Source organism: Pseudomonas sp. BN102 (assembly GCF_029871245.1).
Lineage (GTDB): Bacteria > Pseudomonadota > Gammaproteobacteria > Pseudomonadales > Pseudomonadaceae > Metapseudomonas.
Map to the genome: position 1 here is coordinate 150,764 of NZ_SSON01000073.1, position 24,024 is coordinate 174,787.

28 protein-coding genes and 1 pseudogene are annotated in these 24,024 nt (G+C 64.2%); 13 read left to right on the forward strand and 16 right to left on the reverse strand.

The window, feature by feature from the left end; all coding sequences use genetic code 11:
- Positions 1-31 precede the first annotated feature (31 nt).
- The 5 genes from ruvB to aspS form a co-directional block, all read right to left on the reverse strand.
- Complete coding sequence (ruvB, locus tag E8F12_RS20045; RefSeq protein ID WP_280326939.1) at positions 32-1,084, reverse strand: Holliday junction branch migration DNA helicase RuvB; 1,053 nt, start codon at positions 1,082-1,084, stop codon at positions 32-34.
- Positions 1,085-1,090: 6 nt separating this feature from the next.
- Positions 1,091-1,696 (reverse strand): Holliday junction branch migration protein RuvA, encoded by a 606-nt coding sequence (ruvA, locus tag E8F12_RS20050; RefSeq protein WP_280326940.1) that lies wholly within the window; start codon positions 1,694-1,696, stop codon positions 1,091-1,093.
- A gap of 21 nt (positions 1,697-1,717) precedes the next feature.
- Entirely contained in the window at positions 1,718-2,242 is a 525-nt protein-coding gene (gene ruvC, locus E8F12_RS20055; RefSeq protein ID WP_280326941.1) for a crossover junction endodeoxyribonuclease RuvC, read from the reverse strand.
- 135 nt (positions 2,243-2,377) lie between these two features.
- Entirely contained in the window at positions 2,378-3,127 is a 750-nt protein-coding gene (locus tag E8F12_RS20060; protein ID WP_280326942.1) for a YebC/PmpR family DNA-binding transcriptional regulator, read from the reverse strand.
- A 61-nt stretch (positions 3,128-3,188) separates the two neighbouring features.
- Positions 3,189-4,964 carry an aspartate--tRNA ligase gene (aspS, locus tag E8F12_RS20065; RefSeq protein ID WP_280326943.1) on the reverse strand — a complete coding sequence of 592 codons (1,776 nt, stop codon included), beginning with the start codon at positions 4,962-4,964 and terminating at the stop codon, positions 3,189-3,191.
- Between the two features lie 269 nt (positions 4,965-5,233).
- Here aspS and E8F12_RS20070 point away from each other — a divergent pair, with 269 nt between their 5' ends.
- From E8F12_RS20070 to E8F12_RS20090, 5 genes and pseudogenes are all read left to right on the forward strand, one after another.
- Positions 5,234-6,052, forward strand: a complete 819-nt coding sequence (locus E8F12_RS20070) for an SDR family oxidoreductase (RefSeq protein WP_280326944.1) — start codon at positions 5,234-5,236, stop codon at positions 6,050-6,052.
- Between the two features lie 134 nt (positions 6,053-6,186).
- Entirely contained in the window at positions 6,187-6,657 is a 471-nt protein-coding gene (locus tag E8F12_RS20075; RefSeq protein ID WP_280326945.1) for a Dps family protein, read from the forward strand.
- Between the two features lie 106 nt (positions 6,658-6,763).
- Complete coding sequence (locus tag E8F12_RS20080; protein ID WP_280326946.1) at positions 6,764-7,831, forward strand: GGDEF domain-containing protein; 1,068 nt, start codon at positions 6,764-6,766, stop codon at positions 7,829-7,831.
- Between the two features lie 79 nt (positions 7,832-7,910).
- Positions 7,911-8,306: pseudogene (locus E8F12_RS20085) on the forward strand (cold shock domain-containing protein membrane protein); the annotation flags it as partial.
- Between the two features lie 54 nt (positions 8,307-8,360).
- Entirely contained in the window at positions 8,361-8,585 is a 225-nt protein-coding gene (locus tag E8F12_RS20090; protein ID WP_162945915.1) for a cold-shock protein, read from the forward strand.
- Between the two features lie 48 nt (positions 8,586-8,633).
- Here E8F12_RS20090 and E8F12_RS20095 read toward each other — a convergent pair whose 3' ends face one another.
- Together E8F12_RS20095 and E8F12_RS20100 are read right to left on the reverse strand one after the other, a co-directional pair.
- Positions 8,634-8,840, reverse strand: a complete 207-nt coding sequence (locus E8F12_RS20095; protein WP_280326947.1) for a SlyX family protein — start codon at positions 8,838-8,840, stop codon at positions 8,634-8,636.
- Between the two features lie 3 nt (positions 8,841-8,843).
- A complete protein-coding gene (locus tag E8F12_RS20100; protein ID WP_280326948.1) occupies positions 8,844-9,269 on the reverse strand; it encodes an HIT domain-containing protein in 426 nt (141 codons plus the stop codon).
- Between the two features lie 729 nt (positions 9,270-9,998).
- On the opposite strand from E8F12_RS20100, the gene E8F12_RS20105 reads away from it, so the two are divergent.
- Complete coding sequence (locus E8F12_RS20105; protein ID WP_280326949.1) at positions 9,999-11,336, forward strand: OprD family porin; 1,338 nt, start codon at positions 9,999-10,001, stop codon at positions 11,334-11,336.
- A gap of 112 nt (positions 11,337-11,448) precedes the next feature.
- On the opposite strand, the gene E8F12_RS20110 is transcribed toward E8F12_RS20105, so the two are convergent.
- Entirely contained in the window at positions 11,449-11,862 is a 414-nt protein-coding gene (locus E8F12_RS20110; RefSeq protein WP_280327108.1) for a PaaI family thioesterase, read from the reverse strand.
- 113 nt (positions 11,863-11,975) lie between these two features.
- Between E8F12_RS20110 and E8F12_RS20115 the strand changes: the two genes are divergently transcribed.
- Positions 11,976-13,691, forward strand: a complete 1,716-nt coding sequence (locus E8F12_RS20115) for a proline--tRNA ligase (protein WP_280326950.1) — start codon at positions 11,976-11,978, stop codon at positions 13,689-13,691.
- Between the two features lie 7 nt (positions 13,692-13,698).
- Positions 13,699-14,655, forward strand: coding sequence for a hypothetical protein (locus E8F12_RS20120; protein WP_280326951.1), 957 nt, complete (start codon positions 13,699-13,701; stop codon positions 14,653-14,655).
- A 42-nt stretch (positions 14,656-14,697) separates the two neighbouring features.
- Here the strand turns inward: E8F12_RS20120 and E8F12_RS20125 are convergent, their stop codons facing one another.
- Together E8F12_RS20125 and E8F12_RS20130 are read right to left on the reverse strand one after the other, a co-directional pair.
- Positions 14,698-14,973 (reverse strand): acylphosphatase, encoded by a 276-nt coding sequence (locus tag E8F12_RS20125; RefSeq protein ID WP_280326952.1) that lies wholly within the window; start codon positions 14,971-14,973, stop codon positions 14,698-14,700.
- Between the two features lie 4 nt (positions 14,974-14,977).
- The gene (locus E8F12_RS20130) at positions 14,978-15,457 is read right to left on the reverse strand and encodes a TlpA disulfide reductase family protein (protein WP_280326953.1); all 480 of its coding nucleotides are present in this window, start codon (positions 15,455-15,457) and stop codon (positions 14,978-14,980) included.
- A 30-nt stretch (positions 15,458-15,487) separates the two neighbouring features.
- Between E8F12_RS20130 and E8F12_RS20135 the strand changes: the two genes are divergently transcribed.
- Positions 15,488-16,894 carry a PilZ domain-containing protein gene (locus E8F12_RS20135; protein ID WP_280326954.1) on the forward strand — a complete coding sequence of 469 codons (1,407 nt, stop codon included), beginning with the start codon at positions 15,488-15,490 and terminating at the stop codon, positions 16,892-16,894.
- A 121-nt stretch (positions 16,895-17,015) separates the two neighbouring features.
- The gene (locus E8F12_RS20140) at positions 17,016-17,405 is read left to right on the forward strand and encodes a hypothetical protein (RefSeq protein ID WP_280326955.1); all 390 of its coding nucleotides are present in this window, start codon (positions 17,016-17,018) and stop codon (positions 17,403-17,405) included.
- Positions 17,406-17,410: 5 nt separating this feature from the next.
- On the opposite strand, the gene E8F12_RS20145 is transcribed toward E8F12_RS20140, so the two are convergent.
- Positions 17,411-17,605, reverse strand: coding sequence for a hypothetical protein (locus E8F12_RS20145; protein WP_280326956.1), 195 nt, complete (start codon positions 17,603-17,605; stop codon positions 17,411-17,413).
- A gap of 136 nt (positions 17,606-17,741) precedes the next feature.
- Positions 17,742-18,962, reverse strand: coding sequence for a virulence factor BrkB family protein (locus E8F12_RS20150; RefSeq protein ID WP_280326957.1), 1,221 nt, complete (start codon positions 18,960-18,962; stop codon positions 17,742-17,744).
- Between the two features lie 124 nt (positions 18,963-19,086).
- Here E8F12_RS20150 and arsC point away from each other — a divergent pair, with 124 nt between their 5' ends.
- Genes arsC through E8F12_RS20165 form a run of 3 tightly spaced genes read left to right on the forward strand, consistent with a single transcriptional unit; the run spans position 19,087 to position 20,442 of the window.
- Complete coding sequence (gene arsC, locus E8F12_RS20155; RefSeq protein ID WP_280326958.1) at positions 19,087-19,440, forward strand: arsenate reductase (glutaredoxin); 354 nt, start codon at positions 19,087-19,089, stop codon at positions 19,438-19,440.
- Positions 19,437-20,042 carry an NAD(P)H:quinone oxidoreductase gene (gene wrbA, locus E8F12_RS20160; RefSeq protein ID WP_280326959.1) on the forward strand — a complete coding sequence of 202 codons (606 nt, stop codon included), beginning with the start codon at positions 19,437-19,439 and terminating at the stop codon, positions 20,040-20,042. The genes arsC and wrbA overlap by 4 nt, the downstream gene beginning before the upstream one ends.
- Entirely contained in the window at positions 20,035-20,442 is a 408-nt protein-coding gene (locus tag E8F12_RS20165) for a DUF2069 domain-containing protein (protein ID WP_280326960.1), read from the forward strand. Before wrbA ends, E8F12_RS20165 begins: the two co-directional genes overlap by 8 nt.
- Before the next feature lie 136 nt (positions 20,443-20,578).
- Here the strand turns inward: E8F12_RS20165 and hda are convergent, their stop codons facing one another.
- The 4 genes from hda to E8F12_RS20185 are packed head-to-tail and all read right to left on the reverse strand — an operon-like array spanning position 20,579 to position 24,000.
- Positions 20,579-21,283: a DnaA regulatory inactivator Hda gene (hda, locus tag E8F12_RS20170; RefSeq protein WP_280287934.1), complete on the reverse strand. Its 705-nt coding sequence runs from the start codon at positions 21,281-21,283 to the stop codon at positions 20,579-20,581.
- A complete protein-coding gene (locus tag E8F12_RS20175; RefSeq protein ID WP_280326961.1) occupies positions 21,280-22,374 on the reverse strand; it encodes an AI-2E family transporter in 1,095 nt (364 codons plus the stop codon). Before E8F12_RS20175 ends, hda begins: the two co-directional genes overlap by 4 nt.
- A 1-nt stretch (position 22,375) precedes the next feature.
- Complete coding sequence (gene pgsA, locus E8F12_RS20180) at positions 22,376-22,924, reverse strand: CDP-diacylglycerol--glycerol-3-phosphate 3-phosphatidyltransferase (protein ID WP_280326962.1); 549 nt, start codon at positions 22,922-22,924, stop codon at positions 22,376-22,378.
- Between the two features lie 38 nt (positions 22,925-22,962).
- Positions 22,963-24,000, reverse strand: a complete 1,038-nt coding sequence (locus tag E8F12_RS20185) for a DUF2066 domain-containing protein (RefSeq protein WP_280326963.1) — start codon at positions 23,998-24,000, stop codon at positions 22,963-22,965.
- Positions 24,001-24,024 lie beyond the last annotated feature (24 nt).

The window sequence follows — 24,024 nt, forward strand, 5'->3', positions numbered from 1 at the left end:
TCCCTGCCGAGCGCTTCGACCACGGATCCGGCTATTCGTCACCCGCGCCGAACAGATCAGCGGTCGGACTGTCAGCCATGCGTTTGGGCAAATTGATCCCGAAATGCAGGTAGGCATGCCGGGTCACTACCCTCCCCCGTGGCGTGCGCATGATATAGCCCTGCTGGATCAGGTAGGGCTCGAGCACGTCCTCGATGGTGTGGCGCTCTTCGCTGATGGCCGCTGCCAGGTTGTCGATGCCAACCGGACCGCCATCGAACTTGTCGATCATGGTCAGCAGTAGACGCCGGTCCTGGTGGTCGAAGCCACGTTCGTCGACATCCAGCAGGTTCAGCGCCTGGTCGGCGATGGGGCGGGTGATCTGGCCCTGCCCCCGCACTTCGGCGAAGTCGCGCACCCGCCGCAGCAGGCGGTTGGCGATACGCGGCGTGCCACGGGCACGGCGGGCGATCTCGAACGCGCCTTCGGGCTCGATGTGCAGGCCGAGAATGCCGGCGGAACGGCTGACGATGGTGGTCAGGTCCTGGGTACTGTAGAACTCCAGGCGCTGGACTATGCCGAAGCGGTCGCGCAGGGGGTTGGTGAGCATGCCGGCGCGCGTGGTGGCGCCAACCAGGGTGAAGGGCGGCAGATCCAGCTTGATGGAACGCGCGGCCGGGCCTTCACCGATCATGATGTCGAGCTGGAAATCTTCCATCGCCGGATAGAGCACTTCCTCGACTATCGGCGAGAGGCGGTGGATTTCGTCGACGAAAAGCACGTCGCCGGCTTCCAGGTTGGTGAGCAGCGCCGCCAGGTCGCCCGGGCGCTCCAGCACGGGGCCGGAGGTGCTCTTGATGGACACGCCCATCTCGCTGGCGATGATATTCGCCAGGGTAGTCTTGCCCAAGCCCGGCGGGCCGAAGATCAGCGTATGGTCGAGGGCCTCGCTCCGTCCCTTGGCAGCCTGGATGAACAGTTCCATCTGTTCGCGCACAACGGGCTGGCCGATGTAGTCGGTGAGCCGCAGCGGGCGGATGGCACGGTCCAGCTGCTCGTCGCGGTCGCGGCTGCTGGCGGTGATCAGGCGGTCGGCTTCGATCATGCGGAGTTACACCATTCCTTTCAGGGCGCGGCGGATCATTTCTTCGCTGGACAGCCCATCTTCCTTGATGGCGGACACCGCGCGGCTGGCCTCCTGGGGTTTGAAGCCGAGGGCGATCAGTGCGCTCAGGGCGTCATGCTCCGCACTGGAGACTGCCATACCCACCCGGGGTTCGACCACCAGGGTGGAGATGGCCGGCATGCTTTCCCAGGCCTTGAAGCGGTCCTTGAGCTCCACTAGCAGGCGCTCGGCGGTCTTCTTGCCGACACCAGGAATCTTCACCAGGGTCGAGGTGTCCTGGGCCTGTACGCAACGCACCAGTTCGTCCACCTCCAGGCCAGACATCAGCGCCAGGGCCAGTTTCGGTCCCACGCCGTTGAGGCGGATCAGCTCGCGGAACAGCTCGCGATCGCGTTTTTCGAAGAAGCCATAGAGCAGGTGGGCGTCTTCGCGCACCACCAGATGGGTGTGCAAGGTCACCGGCTCACCCACCGACGGCAGGCGATAGAGGGTGGTCATGGGTACTTCCATCTCGTAGCCCACGCCGTTGACGTCGAGTATCAGGTGCGGCGGTTGTTTCTCCGCCAGGTTGCCGCGTAGGCGTCCAATCACGAATAACGTCCTTTGAATAGGTTACAAACGGAGCCGGCCGCCACGGCGCTTGGCGGTCGCCAAACCGTGGGGGATCAGGCTCTGCCGATGGTGGGCATGGCACAGGGCGATGGCCAGGGCGTCGGAGGCGTCGACCTGGGGTTTCTGCACCAACTTGAGCAGGTGCATGACCATCATCTGCACCTGCTGCTTGTCGGCGCCGCCGGTACCGGCGATGGCCTGCTTGACCTGGCTGGCGGTGTATTCGGCGATTTCCAGCCCCGCTTCGGCCGCGGCGACTATGGCCGCGCCACGGGCCTGGCCCAACTTGAGCGCGGAGTCGGCGTTGCGCGCCATGAACACCTGTTCGATACCCATGGTCACCGGCCCGTAGGTGCGAATCACCTCGCTCACACCTCGAAACACGATCTGCAGGCGTTCGTGCAGCACGCCGGCGCCGGTGCGGATGCAGCCGGAAGCGATGTACTCGCAGCCACGCCCGGTGTCACGCACCACGCCGTAGCCGGTGATGCGGGAGCCGGGGTCGATACCAAGAATCAGGGTCATGCCGCCGTGCGCTCCAGGAGCCGACCGGGGTCGGCATACTGTCTATTTATCCAGCCGCGAGTATACGGACCTGCCCGCCAACAAAAAAGCCGGAAGCGCACTTGGCGACTTCCGGCTTCGCAATCACGCCAGCGCTCAGCCGAGCTGCTCCATGATCTCGTCGGGGATCTCGGCGTTGTGGTAGACGTTCTGGACGTCGTCCAGGTCTTCCAGCATGTCGATCAGCTTCAGCACTTTCTGCGCAGTTTCCAGATCGGCGATGGGCGCAGAGATGGACGGGATCATCGCCACTTCGGCCTCATCACCCTTGAAACCGGCAGCGGTCAGGGCCTCGTTTACCGAGAGGAAATCGGCGAAGGTGGTGTAGACCTCCACCGAGCCGTCTTCTTCCGCCACCACGTCGTCGGCGCCGGCTTCCAACGCAGCTTCCATCAGGGCTTCTTCGTTCACGCCAGGGGCGTAGCTGATCTGGCCCTTGCGGTCGAACATGTAGGAAACCGAACCGTCGGTACCCAGGTTGCCACCGCACTTACTGAAAGCATGGCGCACTTCGGCCGCGGTGCGGTTGCGGTTGTCGGTCATGGCTTCGACGATGATGGCCACGCCGCTCGGCGCATAGCCTTCGTAGCTCAGCTCCACCATGTTGTCGGCATCGCTGGAGCCGGCACCGCGGGCGATGGCGCGGTCGATGGTGTCGCGGGTCATGTTCGCGGTCAGCGCCTTGTCCACGGCGAGGCGCAGACGTGGGTTGTCCGCGGGGTTGCCGCCGCCGTGCTTGGCGGCCACAGTCAGCTCACGGATGAGCTTGGTGAAGATCTTGCCGCGCTTGGCATCCTGGCGTTCTTTGCGGTGCTTGATGTTGGCCCATTTGGAATGACCAGCCATAACTCACTCCGTATTTTCTGAACGGGCGGCGCCGCCTGGCGCCGCCGCGGGTTGGTTCGACTTACTCGGCTTTCGGCTGCTCGCGCAGACGGATGTGCAGCTCGCGCAGGGCCTTGGCATCCACGGCGCCCGGCGCCTGGGTCATGACGCAAGCCGCGCTCTGGGTTTTCGGGAAGGCGATCACTTCACGGATCGACGAGGCGCCGGTCATCAGCATTACCAGACGGTCCAGGCCGAAGGCCAGGCCGCCATGGGGCGGAGCACCGAACTTCAGGGCATCGAGGAGGAAGCCAAACTTCTCTTCCTGCTCTTCTTCGCTGATGCCGAGCACGCGGAACACCGCCTGCTGCATGCCCTTGTCGTGGATACGGATGGAACCACCGCCCAGCTCGGTTCCGTTCAGCACCATGTCGTAGGCGCGGGACAGCGTCGCGGCCGGGTTGGCCTCCAGCTCTTCCGGAGTGCACTTGGGCGAAGTGAAGGGGTGGTGCAGTGAGGTCAGGCTGCCGTCGTCGTTCTCTTCGAACATCGGGAAGTCCACGACCCACATCGGCGCCCACTCCTTGGTGAGCAGCTTGAGGTCATGGCCGACTTTGATACGCAGCGCGCCCAGGGCCTCGCTGACGACCTTGGCGCGGTCGGCGCCGAAGAACACGATGTCGCCATCCTGGGCGCCCACGCGATCGAGGATCACGTTCAGGTTGTCCTCGGGGATGAACTTGACGATGGGCGACTGCAGGCCCTCGACGCCCTTGGCGCGCTCGTTGACCTTGATGTAGGCCAGGCCCTTGGCGCCGTAGATGCCGACGAACTTGGTGTAGTCGTCGATCTGGCTGCGCGGCATGCTCGCGGCACCCGGTACGCGCAGGGCGGCGACGCGGCCCTTCGGATCGTTGGCCGGGCCGCTGAACACCTTGAATTCCACTTCCTTGAGCTGGTCGGCGACATCCACCAGCTCCAGCGGGATGCGCAGGTCCGGCTTGTCGGAACCGTAGCGGCGCATGGCTTCTTCGAAGGTCATGTGGGGGAATTCGTCGAATTCCAGGTCCAGCACTTCCTTGAACAGCTTGCGAATCATGTTCTCGGTAATGCCCATGATGTCGCTTTCATCGAGGAAGCTGGTCTCGATGTCGATCTGGGTGAATTCCGGCTGGCGGTCAGCACGCAGGTCTTCGTCACGGAAGCATTTGGCGATCTGGTAGTAGCGGTCGAAGCCGGCCACCATCAGCAGCTGCTTGAACAGCTGGGGCGATTGCGGCAGGGCGAAGAAGCTGCCGGCGTGGGTACGGCTCGGCACCAGGTAGTCGCGAGCGCCTTCCGGGGTGGCGCGGGTCAGGATCGGGGTCTCGACGTCGAGGAAGCCGTTCTCGTCCAGGTAGCGACGGATGCTGCTGGTGATGCTGGAACGCAGTTTCAGCTTGGCCGCCATTTCCGGACGGCGCAGGTCGATGAAGCGATAGCGCAGGCGGGTTTCCTCGCCTACGTCGGAATATTCGTCCAGCGGGAACGGCGGAGTCTCGGCCTGGTTCAGCACTTCCAGCTCGTAGCCCAGCACCTCGATGCCACCAGAGGCCATGTTCGGGTTGACCGCACCGGCAGGACGCTTGCGCACCTTGCCGACGATCTTCACCACGTATTCGCTGCGCACGCGGTCGGCGCGGGCGAAGGTCTCTTCGCGATCCGGGTCGAACACCACCTGGGCCAGGCCTTCGCGGTCACGGATATCGAGGAAAATGACCCCGCCGTGGTCACGGCGACGGTGTACCCAACCGCAGAGGGTGACTTCCTGGCCATCCAGGCTCTCGTTCAGTTGGCCGCAATAGTGGCTGCGCATCATGGTCGTGTTTCGCTTCTCTTGAGTCTTGAATTCGTCCGGCCACCCACGGGGCGGCGGAGCATCCGGCGGCGGTGCAACCCCCTGCCGGACTGGCCGGGGCTCGCGGCAAAGAGCGGGATTATATAGCGTAAATTGCCACCGCGCAGCCGCCCGCCCGAAGGCCCCGGAAGCCGCAGGCGAGAGCCGGTTCGCTTGCTGGGCTGGATCGCAGTGACTAAGCTCGCCTGCACTCGCCCGACGGACGGACACGCGACACACAAGGAGTGGACATGCAACCGCTAGCAGGAAAGGTCGCGGTCATCACTGGCGCAGGCTCCGGCATCGGCCGCGCCCTGGCCAGCCAGCTCTCGGCACACGGCTGCCACCTGGCCCTCGCCGACATCGACGCCGCCAGCCTCGAAGCCACCGCCGCGCCACTGCGCCAGGAAGGCCTGCGGCTGTCCACCCATACCCTCGACGTCGCCGACCGCGATGCCGTGCACGCCTTCGCTGGCGCCGTCCTGGCCCACCACGGCAGCGCCCACCTGGTGATCAACAATGCCGGCGTGGCGGTGTCCCAGACCATCGCGGAGCTGCGCTACGACGACTTCGAGTGGCTGATGGGCATCAATTTCTGGGGCGTGGTGCATGGCACCAAGGCCTTCCTGCCGCACCTGCTTGAGCAGGGCGAAGGCCATATCGTCAATCTCTCGAGCATTTTCGGCATCGTCAGCGTGCCCACCCAGGGCGCCTACAACGCCAGCAAGTTCGCGGTGCGCGGCTTCACCGAAGCGCTGCGCCAGGAGCTGAGCGGGACGCCGATCAGGGTGAGCTGCGTCCACCCCGGGGGCATCCGCACCAATATCGCCCGATCGGCGCGCTTCTATCAGGGCGTCGACGGCAAACGCGACGCCAGCAAGGCGGCCGCTCGCTTCGACAGGCTGGCGCGCACCTCCGCCGAGCAGGCCGCGCGCATCATCATCGACGGCATACAGGCGGGCCGGCCGCGCATCCTGGTCGGCGCTGACGCGCGCTTCCTCGACCACCTGCAGCGCCTGCTGCCGGCCAGCTATCCCCGCCTGCTGGGCAAACTGCTGAATAAGGGCTGAACCGCACAGGGGCCAATGACTTCTAACCATCGCTTTCATTGATAGAAGACAAGGCAGGGTCCGGCCTGCCCCGTGATAGGCTCTGCCCATCACGGGGTCGATACGGGCCCCACGCTACCGAGAGGAGAACTGGTATGGAAATCAACATCGGAATCGCCGAACAGGATCGCGCAGCCATCGCGGAGGGTCTGTCCCGCCTGCTGGCCGACACCTACACCCTCTACCTGAAGACCCACAACTTCCACTGGAACGTCACCGGCCCCATGTTCAACACCCTGCACCTGATGTTCGAAGGGCAGTACACCGAACTGGCCCTGGCGGTCGACGCCATCGCCGAGCGTATCCGCGCCCTGGGCTTCCCGGCGCCCGGCACCTACGCCGCCTACGCCCGCCTGTCCTCGATCAAGGAAGAGGAAGGCGTGCCGACAGCCGAGGACATGATCAAGCAACTGATCCAGGGCCAGGAAGCGGTAGTGCGCACCGCACGCGGTATTTTCCCGCTGCTGGACAAGGTCAGCGACGAACCTACCGCCGACCTGCTCACCCAGCGCATGCAGATCCACGAAAAGACCGCCTGGATGCTGCGCAGCCTGCTCGCCGCCTGACCTCCGGCATCAAGCAAAAAGGCCCGGGAAACCGGGCCTTTTGCTAGGCGTCGCAGCCGGCCTGCTCTATGCTCTGGCAATTCGATATTTCGCCACAGTGAAATGCATGAGCCAGCCTCCGAAACCAACGTCGCTGCTTGAGCTCTACCCCGAAGAAACCCGTGAGGCCGCCGACCTGCTGAAGCAGGCCGTCCCCCACATGGTGCGCCATGCCATTCCGCCGAACCCGGTGCATTACGCCCTCTGGTACACCTACAGCAAGGGAGTGGAGCCCGATCTCAACCGCCGCCTGGACAAGATCACCAAGGACTTCGATGTCTTCCCGCCGGAATCGGCCATCAAGCTGTTTCGCGACTACATCATCCGCGGCGAACTGGAAGAGGCGCGCCAGGGCCAGCAACAAGTCATCGAACTGGTGGACGACATCGAAGGCGATGTCAGCCGCAGTGTCACCGGCAGCCAGGCCTACCAGAGCAGCCTGACGGCGGGCCTTGCCGCCCTGCACGAGCCCATCATCGACGACCTGCCCAGTGTGCTGAACCATCTCCAGGAAAGCACCCAGCTGATGCAGGAACAGCAGGAACAATTCCTTTACCGCCTGCGCACCGCACAGTCGGAAATCCAGCAACTGCGCAGCCAGCTGGAACGGGCCCAACTGGCTGCTACCCTCGACGGCCTGACCCAGGTGTTCAACCGCCAGGCCTTCACCCGCCTGCTCGAGCAATCCCTGAAGAATGGCCAGGAAGGCCTGGCCCTGGTGATGCTGGATATCGACCATTTCAAGCAGTTCAACGACCAGTTCGGCCACCCACTGGGAGATCGCGTGCTCCAGCACGTGGGCCAGTTGCTGCGGGAACTGCTGCCCCCGCGCGCGATGGCGGCGCGCTACGGCGGCGAGGAATTCTGCGTGGTGCTGCGCGACTGCCAGAACCTCGACACGGCACGCGCCTTCGCCGAGCAACTGCGCAGCAAGATGCAGGCGCTGCGGGTCAAGGTACGGCGTACCGACCAGGTCCTCGACACCATCACCGCCAGCTTCGGCCTGGCCCTGGCAGAACCCGGCGACAGCCTGGAAAGCCTGATCACCCGCGCTGACGACGCGCTTTACCAGGCCAAGCGCAACGGCCGCAACCAGGTGCATCCGCCAGCCCCTGAACCTGCGCTAACCGCTTGATTTGAGAAGCCCCGCCCTTTGCTGTTAAATACAGCCCGTGCCGCACGCCCTTGCCCGGTCGTGCGGCATAGGCCGGAGCATGCGCCCTTTTCATCCCGCGCGGCCCGGCTCTTCCGTTAGAGATTCCGTTTCCAAGGTGAATCCATTGAACATACTGAAAATCGTCCATCTGCTGACGGGCGCTGCCGCATTGCTATTGTCATTCATTCCGAGCCTGCGCGCCGACGCCCTGCCCTACCTGCAACAACCCGATGCTCTCTACCTGGCCTTCTGCGGCCTGCTCAACCTGCTGCTGGCCCCAGTCGTTCCGGCCTGGACCAAGGGCCTGCGCAACCAGTTGCAGAGCCTGGTATCCGCGCTGCTGGTCCTGGCGGTGATCCTGCAGACGCTGATCCTCCTCGCGCCATTGCCGGTCATTGGCGAGCACCCCGCCATCCTGATCAGCCTCTTTGCCCTGATCCTGGCCGTCGCCCTGCACCTGGCCATCAACCTGCGCAAGGTCACCCAGGCACCACCCCTGCCCCAGGACATGTCCAACCGCGAAACCGGCACCGTGAAGTGGTTCAACACATCCAAGGGCTTCGGCTTCATCTCCCGCGACTCGGGGGATGACATCTTCGTGCACTTCCGCGCCATCCGTGGCGAAGGCCACCGGGTATTGATCGAAGGCCAGCGTGTGGAGTTCTCGGTTATCCAGCGTGACAAGGGCCTGCAGGCCGAAGACGTGATCGCCGCGCTCCCCAGCAGACGCTGACACGCCCAATTGAAAAGCCCGCCAATCGGCGGGCTTTTTTCATGCGGATCAGTAATGGGGCGGCGGCGCCTCATCCTCACTGGAACCGAACTGGCTGAGCAACTCTTCCTGGCGCCTGGCCAGGGCCGCCAGCTGCAACTGCAGGCGCTCCACTACCCGCTGCTGCCCCACCAGTACATCGTTGAGGGTCTGAATGGTGTCGTCCTGGAAGGCCAGGCGACTCTCGAGGTCGGCGATGCGCATCTCCAGACTCATGATTCATTGCTCCACGAAGCGGAAATCATCGGCCAGCACCAGGCGCAGCCGGTCACGGATGGCGGCCACCTGTTCCGTCGAATAAGGAACCGCGGGAAGGCGCCCCCAGACCGGAGCCGGCCAGGCCGCATCGTCGCGACGGCGGATGATCACATGCATGTGCAACTGGCTGACCACATTACCCAGGGTGGCGACATTCATCTTGTCGGCGCCAAAGGCGTCCTTGAGTGTCTCCGCCAGAAAGCTGGTCTCCTGCCACAGCTGACGCTGCTCCTCGGCACCGAGCTGGAATAGCTCACTGACTTCCTCACGGCGCGGCACCAGGATGAACCAGGGATACTGCGCATCGTTCATCAACAGCAGCCGGCACAGGGGGAAATCACCTATCGGCAGGGTGTCCTGCTGAAGTCTCGGGTCCAGGGTGAACATACTGACCTCTCCTGTTCGACTATGGATAACTGAGCTTAACCCTCCCCCCACTCACCGGCCCAGCGCCGAGTGGCGGAGAAGGGCACGCAGCATATCCAAGGAGCGATCACAACGAAACTCGCCGCCCTTCCTTTATATAAGGAAGACCAGGCAAAGCGTCGACAGCGTTACCGCGCGCACCAAAACCATGCAGGCAGCATTTTTCGTTACCGCTCGCAACACCCGGGTTACGACTGCCCAGCATTCGCACTAGCCGCGACCGCTACATGCTTCCCCACCACTGACTGTCAATAGCCACTCAATACGCAAAACGCCTCATATCGGGGCAGCAGATTCCTCTATCGACCATGCAGGCAATGGGTTCTGACGTCTGGAACGACCGATCCACATGGGCAGGGACAAATTTCGCCTGGCCTCCCTGCGATTGTGCACGTTTGTTGCTTATCACCTGCCAGGTCACAGGCGGGATCGGGAATAAATCCAATGGAAGCCCACCCGCAAAGTGCCCCGGATACATAGGGGATGAAGGGATGCAAGGCAAAACCTATAGATATGCGACACAGTTCTTCTCGATTTGCGACAGCACTGTGAAGAAATCGTAAGGACTAGGTTTCAACTATCGCCATAATTGTCGCCGTGCTATAAGTTAGCGCCGACACAAAAAGAAAGAACCGCCTTCAGTTGAATAAGAAAGCGGCGAGAATCTTCAAAACCAAAGGAGCAATCACAATGCAAGTGATGAAGTGGAGCGCACTGGCTCTGGCCGTGACCGCCGGTAGCATGCAGTTGGCATTCGCCAGCGCCCAGGAAGAGTCCAAGGGCTTCGTAGAAGACAGCAACCTGACGCTGCTGAACAAGAACTTCTTCTTCTACCGCGACTTCCGTAACAACCCCTCTACCAGCCAGAACTACCGCAAAGAATGGGCTCACGGCATCAGCGCCATGTACGAGTCCGGCTTTACCCAAGGCACCGTTGGTTTCGGCGTTGACGCCCATGCCATGCTGGGCCTGAAACTGGACAGCGGCAACGGCACCAACGGTACCGGCCTGCTGCCGACCGGCTCCGACGGCCGTTCCCAGGACGATTACTCTTACGCTGGCGGCGCTGTCAAAGCGCAGATCTCCAACACCCAGCTGAAGTACGGCAACCTGTTCCCGACCGCTCCGGTCTTCGCCACCGGTACCGCTCGCCTGTTCCCGGGCTCGGCTGAAGGCTTCCAGCTGCTGAGCAGCGAGATCGAAGGCCTGAACATCGACGCCGGCCACTTCACCTCCATCCGTGACGGCAGCGCCTCCACCAACCGCCACGGCGAAATCACCACCACCTACACCGGCATCGCCAGTGACACCGCCGACTACGTGGGCGGCTCCTACGCCTTCGGCGACAACGTCAGCGCCAGCCTGTACGGTTCCGAGCTGGAAGACATTTGGCGCCAGTACTACGGCAACCTGAACTGGAACATCCCGTTCAGCGACAGCCAAGCCCTGAACCTGGACTTCAACGTCTACCGCACCCTGGACGAAGGCAAGGCCCTGGCCGGCGAGCTCGAGAGCACCGCCTGGTCCGCCGCCGCCGCCTACTCCATCGGCGCGCACAAATTCACCCTGGCCTACCAGAAAGTGAATGGCGACGAGCCCTTCGACTACATCTCGATGGACGGCCAGAACTCCGGCGACTCCATCTTCCTGGCCAACTCCGTCCAGTACTCCGACTTCAACGGCCCGAACGAGAAGTCCATCCAGGCTCGCTACGACCTGAACATGGCAGAGTACGGCGTACCGGGGCTGAGCTTCATGGCTCGCTACATCACCGGTGACGACGTCGACGGCACCAAGGCCGACCCGAACGGCGCCTTCGCTGGCGCGATCGGCGAAGACGGCAAGGAATGGGAACGTAACATCGAAGCGAAGTACGTGGTTCAGGAAGGTGCTGCCAAAGACCTGTCGATCCGTATTCGTCACGCCAGCTGGCGCGCCAACAGCGATATGGCCTTCTTCGGCTCCGCTGGCGGCACTGCCAACGACGAAATCCGCGTGATCACCGAGTACCCGCTGGATATCCTGTAATATCCTTCGTGTTCGCGTAAGTGATAAAAGAAACCCGGCCTAGGCCGGGTTTCTTTTTGGTCAGAACCTGACCAAAGAGTTGATCAAAATTCAATCAACACCTGTTCAAACTTTAATCACCCAGGGGCAAGGCATAAGTACCGGTCACATGAGCAACGAGATCATCTTCCTCGTTCTGCGAATAGAGAGACACTTCACAGACGGCTTGACGCCGACCAAGTTTAAGTATCCGCGCCTCTGCATATAGATCGACCGGTTTGGGCCTGGACAGGAAGTTGATATTCAAGTTGGACGTCACCGCCATTTCAACTTTGCCCAGCCGCCCCAGTACCACCGCATACATGGCCGCATCGGCCAACGCCATTATCGTGGGGCCGGAAAGTGTCCCGCCCGGACGCACCAACTTGGACTGGAATGGCACTCGCGCTAGCGCTCCTTGCGCATCCAGCCGCTCGATTCGCAAGCCGATATCGTCCGCCATCGGCACGCCGCCACGTATCAGCGCCTCCACCTGTTCCGCCGTCAGCCCCATCACGTCGCCCTCCTCCGTCTACCGGACCGCAATCCTGTACGCCACTTGATCAGGGCCGTACAATGCCGAGCCATTCAAACCCATCGCAACCGACAAAACGGCCAATCATGCGTACCAGTCAGTACCTGCTGTCTACCCTCAAGGAAACCCCCTCCGATGCCGTGGTGATCAGCCACCAGCTACTGCTGCGCGCCGGCATGATCCGCAAGCTTGCCTCCGGTCTCTACACCTGGCTGCCGATGGGCCTGCGGGTGTTGCGCAAGGTCGAGGCGGTGGTTCGTGAAGAGATGAACGCCGCTGGTGCGCTGGAAGTGCTGATGCCTGCCGTGCAGCCGGCCGAGCTGTGGCAGGAATCCGGCCGCTGGGAGCAGTACGGCCCCGAGCTGCTGCGCCTGCACGACCGCCATGAGCGCGAATTCTGCGTCGGCCCGACCCACGAGGAAGTCATCACCGATCTCGCGCGCAACGAGCTGAACAGCTACAAGCAGCTGCCGATCAACTTCTACCAGATCCAGACCAAGTTCCGCGACGAGATCCGTCCGCGCTTCGGCCTGATGCGCGGCCGCGAGTTCACCATGAAGGACGCCTACTCCTTCCATATGAGCCAGGATTCGCTGCAGGAAACCTACGACCGCATGCACCAGGCGTACTGCAACGTGTTCAGCCGCCTGGGCCTGGATTTCCGTCCGGTACTGGCCGATACCGGCTCCATCGGCGGCACCGGTTCCCATGAATTCCACGTGCTGGCCGAGTCGGGCGAAGACGACATCGCCTTCAGCGACAGTTCCGATTACGCCGCCAACATCGAAAAGGCCGAGGCCCTGCCCCGCGAGACCGAGCGTCACGCTCCGAGCCAGGCGCTGCAACTGGTCGACACCCCTGACACCAAGACCATCGCTGATCTGGTGGAGAAGTTCGGCCTGGCGATCGAGAAGACCATCAAGACCCTGGTGGTCCATGGCGCCGAAGAAGGCACCCTGGTCGCCCTGATCGTCCGCGGCGACCACGAGCTGAACGAAATCAAGGCCGCCAACCTGGCCCAGGTCGCCAGCCCGCTGGTATTCGCCAGCGAGGCCGAACTGCGCCAGGCAATCGGCGCCGGCGCCGGCTCCCTTGGCCCGCTGAACCTGCCGCTGCCCTGCGTGGTGGACCGCTCCGTCGCCCTGATGAACGACTTCGCCATCGGTGCCAACATCGATGACAAGCACTACTTCGGCGTGAACTGGGAGCGCGACCTGCCGCTACCGGAAGTCGCGGACCTCCGTAACGTGGTGGCCGGCGACCCGAGCCCGGACGGCAAGGGCACCCTGGTGATCAAACGTGGCATTGAAGTCGGACATATCTTCCAGCTGGGCACCAAGTACAGCGAAGCCATGAAGCTGAACGTACTCAGCGAGCAAGGCAAGCCGGTGACCCTGATCATGGGTTGCTACGGTATCGGCGTATCCCGTGTGGTGGCTGCCGCCATCGAGCAGAACTACGACGATCGCGGGATTCTCTGGCCCCAGGCCCTGGCTCCCTTCCAGGTTGCCCTGGTGCCGCTGAAGTACGAGACCCCGGCCGTCAAGGAAGCCACCGACAAGCTCTATGCCGAGCTGCGTGCGGCGGGCGTCGAGGTGCTGCTGGACGACCGTGACAAGAAGACCAGCCCCGGCGTCAAATTCGCCGACATGGAGCTGATCGGCATTCCGCACCGCATCGTCGTAAGCGAGCGTGGCCTGTCCGATGGCAACCTGGAATACAAGAACCGCCGCGAAGCCGACAGCCAGGCTGTACCGGTCTCAGAGGTTCTTTCCTTCATCACCGCCCGCGTGAATCGCTGATCGAAAAATGTCCAAGCGTAGTTCCTATCACTTCGCCGGCGCCGCCTTGTGCGGCGCCCTCTTCGTCAGCGGCTGCGCCAACCATTTGCCGCAGCGCAGCGAACACGAAGAACGTGTCGAGCGCAAACTGCTCAACCACAGCCTGCAGATCGACGTGGGCGACCCACAGGTGCTGGAACTCCCGCAACGACGCATCCGCATCAACGAGCAGAAGACCTTCGAGGTCACCGAGTTCGAGGTGAGCCGTCACTACGACCGCTACACCCCGTACCAGCCTTGGCGGGAACTCTACGAAGTGCCGCTGGGTGCGGTGGCCGTGGTCGCTGGCGTCGGCGCCAACGTGCTTAACGTGGCGCTGCTCGGCAGCCTGCCAGATACCGCCACCAAGGACTGGATCAGCTACGGCTTCGCCGGCCTCAATCCGGCGATGAACGTCGAGTCCAACGGCCGCTCCGAGCAGAACCTGGCCGGTATCGACGAGAAGCAACTGGACAAGCGCATGGAATACTCCAGCCTGCCCTGGGCCGAACGCCCCGTGCTGGTGAATGCTGGCAGCAAGACCCACGAGCTGCTCACCGACCGCAATGGCATCCTGCGTCTCAACCTGCTGGATGGCCCATTCGCCGATCAGGACATCAGCCGCATCGGCACGCTCCGTTTGCATGTCGAGGACCCTCTCGACAATGCTCGCGCCGATGCCACCCTGGGTGTCAGCCACAACCTGCGCGGCAAGCTGGCGGAAGCCCACGCGTTGATCTTCGAGGACCTCGAAGACGACGAGGTGCCGCAATGGGTGCACCGGGTCAAGCGCCTGTCGGAGCTGGGTATGGAGGAGGAAGCCAGCGAGCTGGAGCAGAGTCTGATCGAGCTAACCCGCAACGATCCGGAGCTGCAGCAGGAACTCCTCAAGTCGCTGATGAAGGACGCCGGCCGCCTGGCGGCGGACCCCGGCGAATCGGACTGACCCACGAGGGAGCGGACCCGGATCGCTCCCCGATCCTGGCGTTCAGCGCCGCACGATGAAGCCGGTAATCCCTTGCAGCGGCTGCTCCTGCAGATCCACCTCGGTTACCTCTGCGTCGGCCGGGCCTTGCTCCAGCCAGGCTGCCAGTTCGCGCACGGCCCCTTCCTCGCCCTCCACCAGCACCTCGACACGGCCATCGGCGACGTTTCGCACCCAGCCGTCCAACTCCAGGCGGTCCGCCTGGTCCTGGGTCGACTGCCGGTAGTAGACCCCCTGCACCTTGCCGCTGACATAGCCATGCAGACAGATTCGCGCCATTGCCCTACCCCCCCTTGCGCAGTTCGTCGAGCCGCGCGGTCAGGCCTGCGGCGTTCTGCTCACCCAGCAGGCGTTCGCGCAGCTTGCCCTGAGCATCGATGATGTAGGTGACAGGCAATGCTTCGCTGCGTGGCAGGTCGTACCGTTTGGACGGGTCCTCGGCCAGCACGGTGAAGCGGATGCCCATCTTCTGCACAGCCTGACCGAGCTCCTCGCCCTGCAGGCCGTCGAAATTGACCCCCAGCACCTTCACCCCCTTGTCCTGCTGCTGCTCGGCGAAGGCGTTGAGCTCGGGTATTTCGGTGCGGCAGGGAGCGCACCACTCGGCCCAGTAATTGATCACCAGCCACTGGCCTTCAAGTCGTTCAACCGCTACCTTCTGTCCATGCTGATCAACTCCTGCGTCGTCCGAGCAGCCGGCAAGGAGCAGTCCGGCGCTCATCAGCGCGAATAGCCCTATTACAGCCTGGAGTCGCGATCCCATGCATTCGGTCCTCGTGTACGCGGGGTTGATATGACCTTGGATGCCTTGCGCCTGGAAGTGCCGGACATCCTGGAAGAAAACAGCACTCCGTTGGCAAGCGTGCCGGCGCTCCTCGCAGAGGCTCGCCAACTCCCTCAGGATAGTGCCTTGCAAAAGGTCCTGGGACTCTTGTTCAGGCTCAATCGCAGCGCCCTGACCTTACTCGAAAGGCAGCGCGTGCTGCAAAGCTTCAGCGAGGAGTACCGCCAAATTTCCCGGGCTTACCAGGACCGGGCTGTGCCCCCCACCCTCTTCGTCAAACTCTGCGACGAGCTGGCCTGCGGATTCAAGCGCCTGCTGCTGCAGATACTCCAGGGCCATCAGCCGTCGCGTCCGCACCTGGCCTGGTGCCTGTACATGGCTCAGCACTTCCTCGCCCAGACCCAACTGCGCCACTACCAGCTCTATCAGGAACCCACGGCGCGGCTCTGGCGCGACAGCCACCTGCTGTACTGGATAGGCGAGCACCAGAATTGCCTGGACGAGCCGGTAGCTGCGGCCTTCCGACCTACCCCGGCGAATACCCTGCGCGGGCTCTACCAGCAAATGCTCCTGCTGGCACTGAGCAACCCTTTTCACCTCAGCGAAGGCGAGTGCCCCCTACTCTTCGGAGCCCTCGCCCCACTGGCCGGCTTGGCACGCCTTCTGCCTTGGGACGAAGACGATGACAACGGCAGCCCCACCGTCGACCTCACTGAGTCCCAGCCCTGCCTGCCCCAGGACCAGCGCCCGGAGGGCGAGGCAACCTACCTGCGCCGCTTTGAATTGGGCGCCCTGCTGATCGCCCTGCACGAACCGGCGCCCCTGCGCAGCGAAAGCGAGCATCAGTTGCTGGAGAAGGTTCGCCAACACTGGCTCGGGCGTCAGCAACGCCGCCACCCGCGCACCGAGCACTCGGGCAGCTGTCAACTGGTGATGGGCCTTCCGGCCATTCATGCCGACCTGCTGGCGAAGCATCCCGGCCGCTGCGAAGCGCAGATGCTCGACGCCAGCCCCGGGGGCGCCCGCCTGCTCTGCCACGGCGATCTGGGCAGCCAGCTGCCGGTGGGACAACTGACGCTGGTACAGACCCAGGGCAGCCCGGTGCTTGCCCTGGTGCGCTGGCGCTACCAGAACAGCGAAGGCCTGCACCTCGGCTTGCGTTACCTCAAAGGATTGCCGCGTCCGGTATGGCTACGCCGCGCACCCAGCGCGCAAACCCATCCCGGCGTGCTGCAAAGCACTCCCGCCCCCGGCAGCGGCTGGCATCATGGCCTCTGGTTGCCGTGCAAGCAGTTCGCCGAAGGGGAGAACCTCTGGCTGCAACTGGCCAGCGTGCACAACCAGGCCATAGTGCGGCTTCCTGCACCCAACCTCTGCAGCTCACTGGTCGCGCGTTATCCGCTGCAACTTGCCTGAGTCGTCAAACTGCGAGGCGAGTCACGCGGCCAGCGGCCTAGGCGCACAGTTTCGCGGCGTAATGGCTGCATATAATCCCGGCACATCGGTACGCGCGTACCTTTACCAGCCTGGACGCCCCATGCAACACCAAGACAGCCTGATCGGCCCGGTGCCAGCGCGCATCGTCGAAGTCGCCCGCTCCTCCCTCACGCCTTATGAAGGCCGGGTGGCCGATTTCAACGTAGCGGCCTGGCTGCACCTGCCAGGCATGAGCGAGCTGCCGGTCTCCTTGCTGGTGAGCTACACGGATGGCGGGCAGCGTCGCGAGGTCGCGGTGGATCACGGCAGGCTGAACCCCAAGGGCAAGATACTCCTGGCCGGCATCGCCCGCTTGCCGTTCAAGCAGAAGATCGAGCAGATGCAGGTGCGCCTGCGCTCCGCCGTGCCCATCAAGGGACTGCTGGTGGACGAACTGTTCGTGCAGGCGGTGGAGCAGGCCGAACCCGCCAACCAGCAGGTGCGCGCCTGAGGGCCTCAACCCGGTAGCGCCCGATTACCTTCCACCACCGACGACAGCTTCAACTCGCGCTCGCCGAATGGCACTGCCGATGGCGCCAGGGATTCCGGCCAATGGCGGAACCTCAGGCCGGTGACCCTGTTCAGCCCCTCCAGCGCCTGTTGCGGTACGTGCTCATGCAGCTGGATCAGTTTGTCTTTCGCGCTACCCATTGCCTTCATCCCCTGGCCACCGGCGCGATGGCCCCTTCCCTGTAGTGCCATAAACATGCCAACCGCCGCGGCACGCCATCAGGCGCTCCCAGGCGACGGCTTGCGGCTGCTGCCTGCCGCAAACTGACGATTTGCGTCATTCGTTCCCCGGCTTGAGCCATTGCGCCAGACTGCCGCCGAACAACGCCTGCTGCTCTTCCTGCAGCAGCTGCAGCGCCTTGTGCAACGGCGGATACCACTCTTCATCCAGATGCTGCGGCAACTGGTTCGGCTGCGGCAACGGCCAGGGCATGTGGCTGATCAACTGGTAAAGGCTGTAGCTACTCAAATCGCGGCAGAGCACCCAGTTGCCACCACTGGCGCGGCAGACCAGGTGCTGCCTTTCCAGCAGCTCCAGCATCTCCAGCCATTCGTCCTCCGGCAGGTGCCAGCCGGCCCGCTGCACGTCCAGGTGACGCACCGGCATGCCGCGCAGCTGCCGGTCATGGAACACCCGCAGGATGCCCAGCAGCACCAGCAAGCGCGGCAACGCGCGTCGACGCCAGTGCCAAGGGGTGGACAAATTACAAACCAGTTCGGCGCCGAACAGCACGATGACCCAGGACAGATAGATCCAGAGCAGGAACAGCGGCACCGTGGCGAAAGCGCCGTAGATCAGCTGGTAGCCAGGGAAGAAGCTCACATAGAGGCCGAACAGCGCCTTGGCCGCCTCGAACAGCAGGGCGGTGAAGGCGCCCCCCACCAGCGCGTGACGCAGCGGCACTCGGGCATTGGGCACCGCCGCATAGATCAGGGTAAAGGCTGCGATGCTGGACAACAGCGGCATAAAGCCCAGCAGGGTCTTGGCGCCGTAGAGCGCATCCGGGCCGGAAATCAGTGACAGCGAGGTGATGTAGGTGCTCACCGCGAAGCCGGCGCCCAGCAACAGCGGACCGAGGCTGAGGATCGCCCAGTAGAGCAGGAAACTGGATACGCCGCGGCGCGGCTGGCGCACCCGCCAGATGGTGTTGAAGGCTTTCTCGATGGTCACCAGCATCATGAAGGCGGTCACCACCAGCAGCCCGACACCGACCCAGGTCAGGTGCCTGGCCTGCACGGTGAAGCCGCGCAGGTATTCCTGCAGGGTTTCCCCCGTGGACGGCACGAAGTTGCGGAAGATGAAGCTCTGGATCTGCTCGCCCGTGCCCTGGAAGGCCGGGATGGCCGAGAGCATGGTGAAGGTCACCGTCATCATCGGCACCACCGCGAACAGGCTGGTGTAGGTCAGGGCCGCGGCACTGTTGGTTCCGCGATCGGCCACGAACCGCTGCAACAGGAAGCGCCAGAATTCCATGACGTCGGTGAGGCGTTGGCGCATTCCTACTCCTTGATTCTGATCGGCCCGGGCTGGCTCAGCAGACCGAAACCGCGGCGCACGGTTCAGGACGGCGCCACGACGCGGTTAGAATAGCCGCCTCGACCAAGCCCATGCGACCCCCGACATGACCGAACTGACCCTCTACCACAACCCGCGCTGCTCCAAATCCCGCGGTGCCCTGGAACTTCTCGAGGCCCGCGGCCTGGCGCCGACCATAGTGCGCTACCTGGAAACCCCGCCCAGCGCCGCCGAACTGCGTGCGCTGCTCGCCAAGCTGGGCCTTTCCGCCCGGCAGCTGCTGCGCAGCGGCGAAGACGAGTACAAGGCGCTGAACCTGGACGACCCCAGCCTCTCGGAAGAGCAACTGATCGCCGCCATGGTGGCCCATCCCAAGCTGATCGAACGCCCCATCCTGATCGCCGGCGACAAGGCCGTGGTCGGCCGTCCACCTGAGAAGGTCCTGGAGATTCTTCCTTGAGCGCGCCCTATATCCTGGTCCTCTACTACAGCCGCCACGGCGCCACCGCCGAAATGGCCCGGCAAATAGCCCGCGGCGTCGAACTGGGCGGCCTGGAAGCGCGGCTGCGCACCGTACCGGCGGTATCCACCGAGTGCGAAGCGGTGGCGCCCGACATCCCCGCCGACGGCGCCCTCTACGCCACCCTGGACGACCTGCGCCATTGCGCCGGTCTGGCCCTGGGCAGCCCCACCCGCTTCGGCAACATGGCCGCCCCCCTGAAGTACTTCCTCGATGGCACCAGCAGCCTCTGGCTGACTGGCGAGCTGGTGGACAAGCCGGCGGCGGTATTCACCTCCACCGCCAGCCTGCATGGCGGCCAGGAGACCACCCAGATCTCCATGCTGCTTCCCCTGCTGCATCACGGCATGCTGGCCGTCGGCCTGCCCTACAGTGAGCCGGCGCTTCTGGCAACGCGTGGCGGCGGCACCCCCTACGGCGCCAGCCACCATGCCGGGTCCGATGGCAAGCGCCCGCTGGACGAACACGAGACCATCCTCTGCCGCGCCCTGGGCCAACGCCTGGCGCAGATCGCCCAACGCCTGGAGACGCCGCGTGGCTAGAAAACCCAAGCAACTCCCCGAGCTGGCCTGGCTGGCGCCGCGCATGACCGCCAGCCGCGTCGTCAGCCTGGTGAGCTTTCTCGCCCTGGCCCTGTTGCTGGCCACGCACACCCTGTTCTTCGCCGACCTGCACGGCGCCCGCCCCTGGGTCATCCTGACCATCGAACTGGTGCCCCTGGCGCTGCTCGCCCCCGGCATGATCCTGGGCAACGCCCGGGTCCACGCCTGGGCCTGCTTCGTGGTGAACCTCTACTTCATCCAGGGCGTATTGGCCGCCATCGATCCAGCTCGTGAGCTGTTCGGCTGGCTGGAAGCCGGGCTCAGCCTGCTGCTGTTCTGCGCCGCGCTGCTCTATACACGCTGGCGCTTCCAGTACAACCGCAAGCTGGCGGGGGAATGATCCCCGGCCCGAAATGAAAAAGCCCGGACATGTGTCCGGGCTTTTTCGTCTGGGTAGTGTGGATAGCGCTTTCCTATCCGCTATTGCGGTGGAAATCCGCCACGCGGATTTTCACCCGACAAGCGCCCATCCCCTGCTACCAGCCGAAGATTTCCTTGAGGAAAGGGATGGTCAGCTTGCGTTGGGCCTGCAGCGAGGCCTGGTCGAGGATGTCCAGCAGGTCGAACAGCAGGTTCATGCTGCGCGGGCCACGAGTGAGGATGAAGCGTCCCACTTCGTCGGTCAGGTGCAGGCCACGGCGCGAGGCCCGCAGTTGCAGCGCACGCAGTTTGTCCTCGTCCGACAGGCCGTGCAGCTGGAACACCAGCGCCAGGGTCAGGCGAGACTTGAGATCCGGCAGCTTCACACCCAGTTCGCGAGGCGATTTGTTGGCCGACAGCAGCAGCTTGCGGCCGGCATCGCGCAGGCGGTTGAACAGGTGGAACATCCCCTCTTCCCACTCGGGACGCCCGGCCAGCGCGCCCAGGTCGTCGAGGCAGACCAGTTCGGCCTGCTCGAGATTGTCGAAGACTTCGGGGCCGTAGTGCACCAGCTCGTCCATCGGCAGGTAGATCGCCTGCTCGCCGCGCTGCGCGAAGCGCAGGCAGGCTGCCTGCAGCAGATGGCTACGTCCGACACCCTCTCCACCCCAGAGGTAGATCAGGCTCTCGGTCCAGCCGGCATCGGCTTCGCACAGGCGCTCGACATAGCCGAGAGCCGCGGCGTTGGCGCCGGGATAGAAGTTGGCAAAGGTGGCGTCGTCACGCAAACGCACACTCAGGGGAAGCTGGATCGGTGTCATGCCGTACTGGGAGGGTCGCCTGGACCGCTGCTGGACTGTCCGTAAAGATCGGAAAGTTTATAGAAATCATGCGCATGGCGCAGCAAAACCATGATGATCGCTGCAACAGGCAGGGCCAGCAGCACGCCAGTGAAGCCGAACAGCTGCCCGCCGGCAAGTATCGCAAAGATAACCGCCACCGGGTGCAGGCCAATGCGGTCGCCGACCAGCAGCGGCGTCAAGAGCATGCCTTCGAGCAATTGCCCCACGGTGAACACGGCCACTACGCCGATCAGCGAATAGAATTCGAAGCCGCCAAACTGGAACAGAGCAGCCATCACGGCGGCACCAAAACCGACCACGAACCCCATGTAGGGCACGATACTGGCCAGCCCCGCCAGCAGGCCGATCAGCAGCCCCAAGTCCAGCCCCACCAACATCAAGCCGGCGGCGTAGATCACCCCTAGGGCCAGCATGACCAGCAACTGGCCACGCAGGAAGGCGCCCAGAACTTCATGGCATTCGCCCACCAGCCCGACGACGTAGGACTCGCGACTGCGCGGCAGCAGGCCACGCAGTTTGCCGACCATCAGGTCCCAGTCGCGCAGCAGGTAGAAGCCCACCACCGGGATCAGCAGGAAGTTGCCCAGCCAGGCCAGCACTGCCAGGCCAGAGGCCGTGACGCTGGCCAGCAGGGTGCCGGCGATGTCGGTGGTCTGGCCGAGGTGGCCACTGAGCATCGCCTTGAGCCTGTCGAAGCGCCAGAAGTCCCCCGGCAGCCCCAACTTGACCTGGGCCCAGGGCAAGGCGCTGTGCTGCAGCCAGTCGAGCATCTGCGGCGCCACCTCGTACAGGCGCAGGAGCTGACGCCCGAGCATTGGCAGCAGCACCAGAAGCAAGGCCAGCAGGATCAGCCCAAACAGGCTGAAAACGAGGACCACACCCCAGGTGCGCGACAGGCCGAGGCGCTCCAGGCGGTCCACCAGCGGGTCGCCCAGGTAGGCGAGCAACATTCCCACCAGGAAAGGTGAAAGTACCGGGTGCAGCTGATAGAGCAGCCAGCCCAGCAGGAGGAAGCCACCCAGCCACAGCCAGCGGCGCGAATCGGTCATTTCAGGCCCTCATCCTTGCATAGCGGAATTTCCGTCCCCACTCCCAGACGTACTGGGCCCCACTGCACAGCGTCACCACCAGCACCAGCCAGGTCAGCGGCCAGCGCACCTGGCCGAAGGCCGGTGCCAGGCTCAGCTCCAGCAGCAGGCAAAGCACTAGGACCATCTGCAGCAAGGTGCTCAGCTTGCCCAGCCGACTCGGCGAGAACTCCGCCGGCCCGGCCAGCATGCGGAACAACCCGGCTCCCAGCAGGATCAGCGCATCCCGCAACAGGACCACCAGGGTCAGCCAGAGCGGCAAGACCTGAGTGACGGTCAGGCAGATGAAGCTGGTCACCAGCAGGAGCTTGTCGGCCAAGGGATCGAAGAGCGAGCCGAAGCGGCTGGTCCAGCCGAATCGCCGGGCGAGGAACCCGTCCAGGGCGTCGGAGAAGCCCGCCACGGCGAACAGCAGCAGGGCCAGGGCATGTCGATCGGACAGCAGCAGCCCGGCAATGGGAAGAACCAGTGCCAGGCGCAGCAGGGTCAACAGGTTGGGCAACTGGTGCATGGCATCCCCGTCCCGGGCAGGCCCGCAGTGTACCCCCGCTACCAGTGGAAACGCAGCAGGTTGCTGCGCGGTACGATCTGCGGCGCCGGCGCGGCCTGCGGATCGGAGGACGGAGCCGGAGCGGCAGGGGCTTCCGGCGGAGACTCCTGCAACCCGGCCAGGGCAAGCTGGGCACGCAGCTGCTCGGGGCTGGCGTTGACGCGGTACTCCAGGCGATCGCCCTCGACCTTGAGCAGGCGCGCGCCAAAGGGCTCCAGCAGGCGCGACAGCTCGGCGTATCGGGCCAGGTCCGCGCCCTGCACTTCCAGCTCCAGGTCCTGCCCGGCACCGGGCGCCACCACGAAGCGCGGCGCCAGGCGCTGGCTCACCTCGGCCAGCACGGCATCGGCGAGGGCGGCATTGTCGACCGCTTCCGCGGTGCCCTGCTCGCGGCTGTCACCGAGCCACAGGCGCCACTGCGCCTGCCACTTGCCGTCGGCTTCGCTGGCATCCACCGCCAGCAGGGCATCGGCGCCATAGCGCTCGGAGGCCTGGGCCAGCGCGCCGGGCTGGGCGGAAGTGAGCTGCTCGGGGGTCGCCAGCAGTTGCTCTTCGAGGTCAGCCAGCGGCAGACGCAATGGCAGGCCACGATTCTGCGCGGCCTGATTCAGGGGCGCGGCGGCCTCCTGGCCGTCCCCCACCAGGCTGGCTCCCTCCGCGGATCGGTTCAGCCACCAGGCGAGGATGGCCGGTCGGTTGGCGCTCCACAGCGGCACGCCGGCCTGGCGCAGGGTGCGCTCGGTGGTCACCGGGTCGAAGTCCACCACCAGGGTCTGGCCTTCGTAGCCGTACTGACTGATGAGCTGCTGCGGGTCCTTGCGCAGCGCCTCCAGGGCCGGGTTCTGCACGGCCTTGGGGTCGCCGGAAAGGCGCACCACCAGGGTATCCAGGGCGCGTACCAGCGCCTGGTTGCGCTCTTCCGGCTGCTGCGAGGCGACGGGTTCGCGTACCTGGTAGAGGTCATTGACCGTTTCGGCCTGGGCCGGCAGGCCGAGCAACGACAGACAGAGCAGGAACATGGAAGCGATCAGGCGCATGACGGACTCTCTGTGGACGAACAG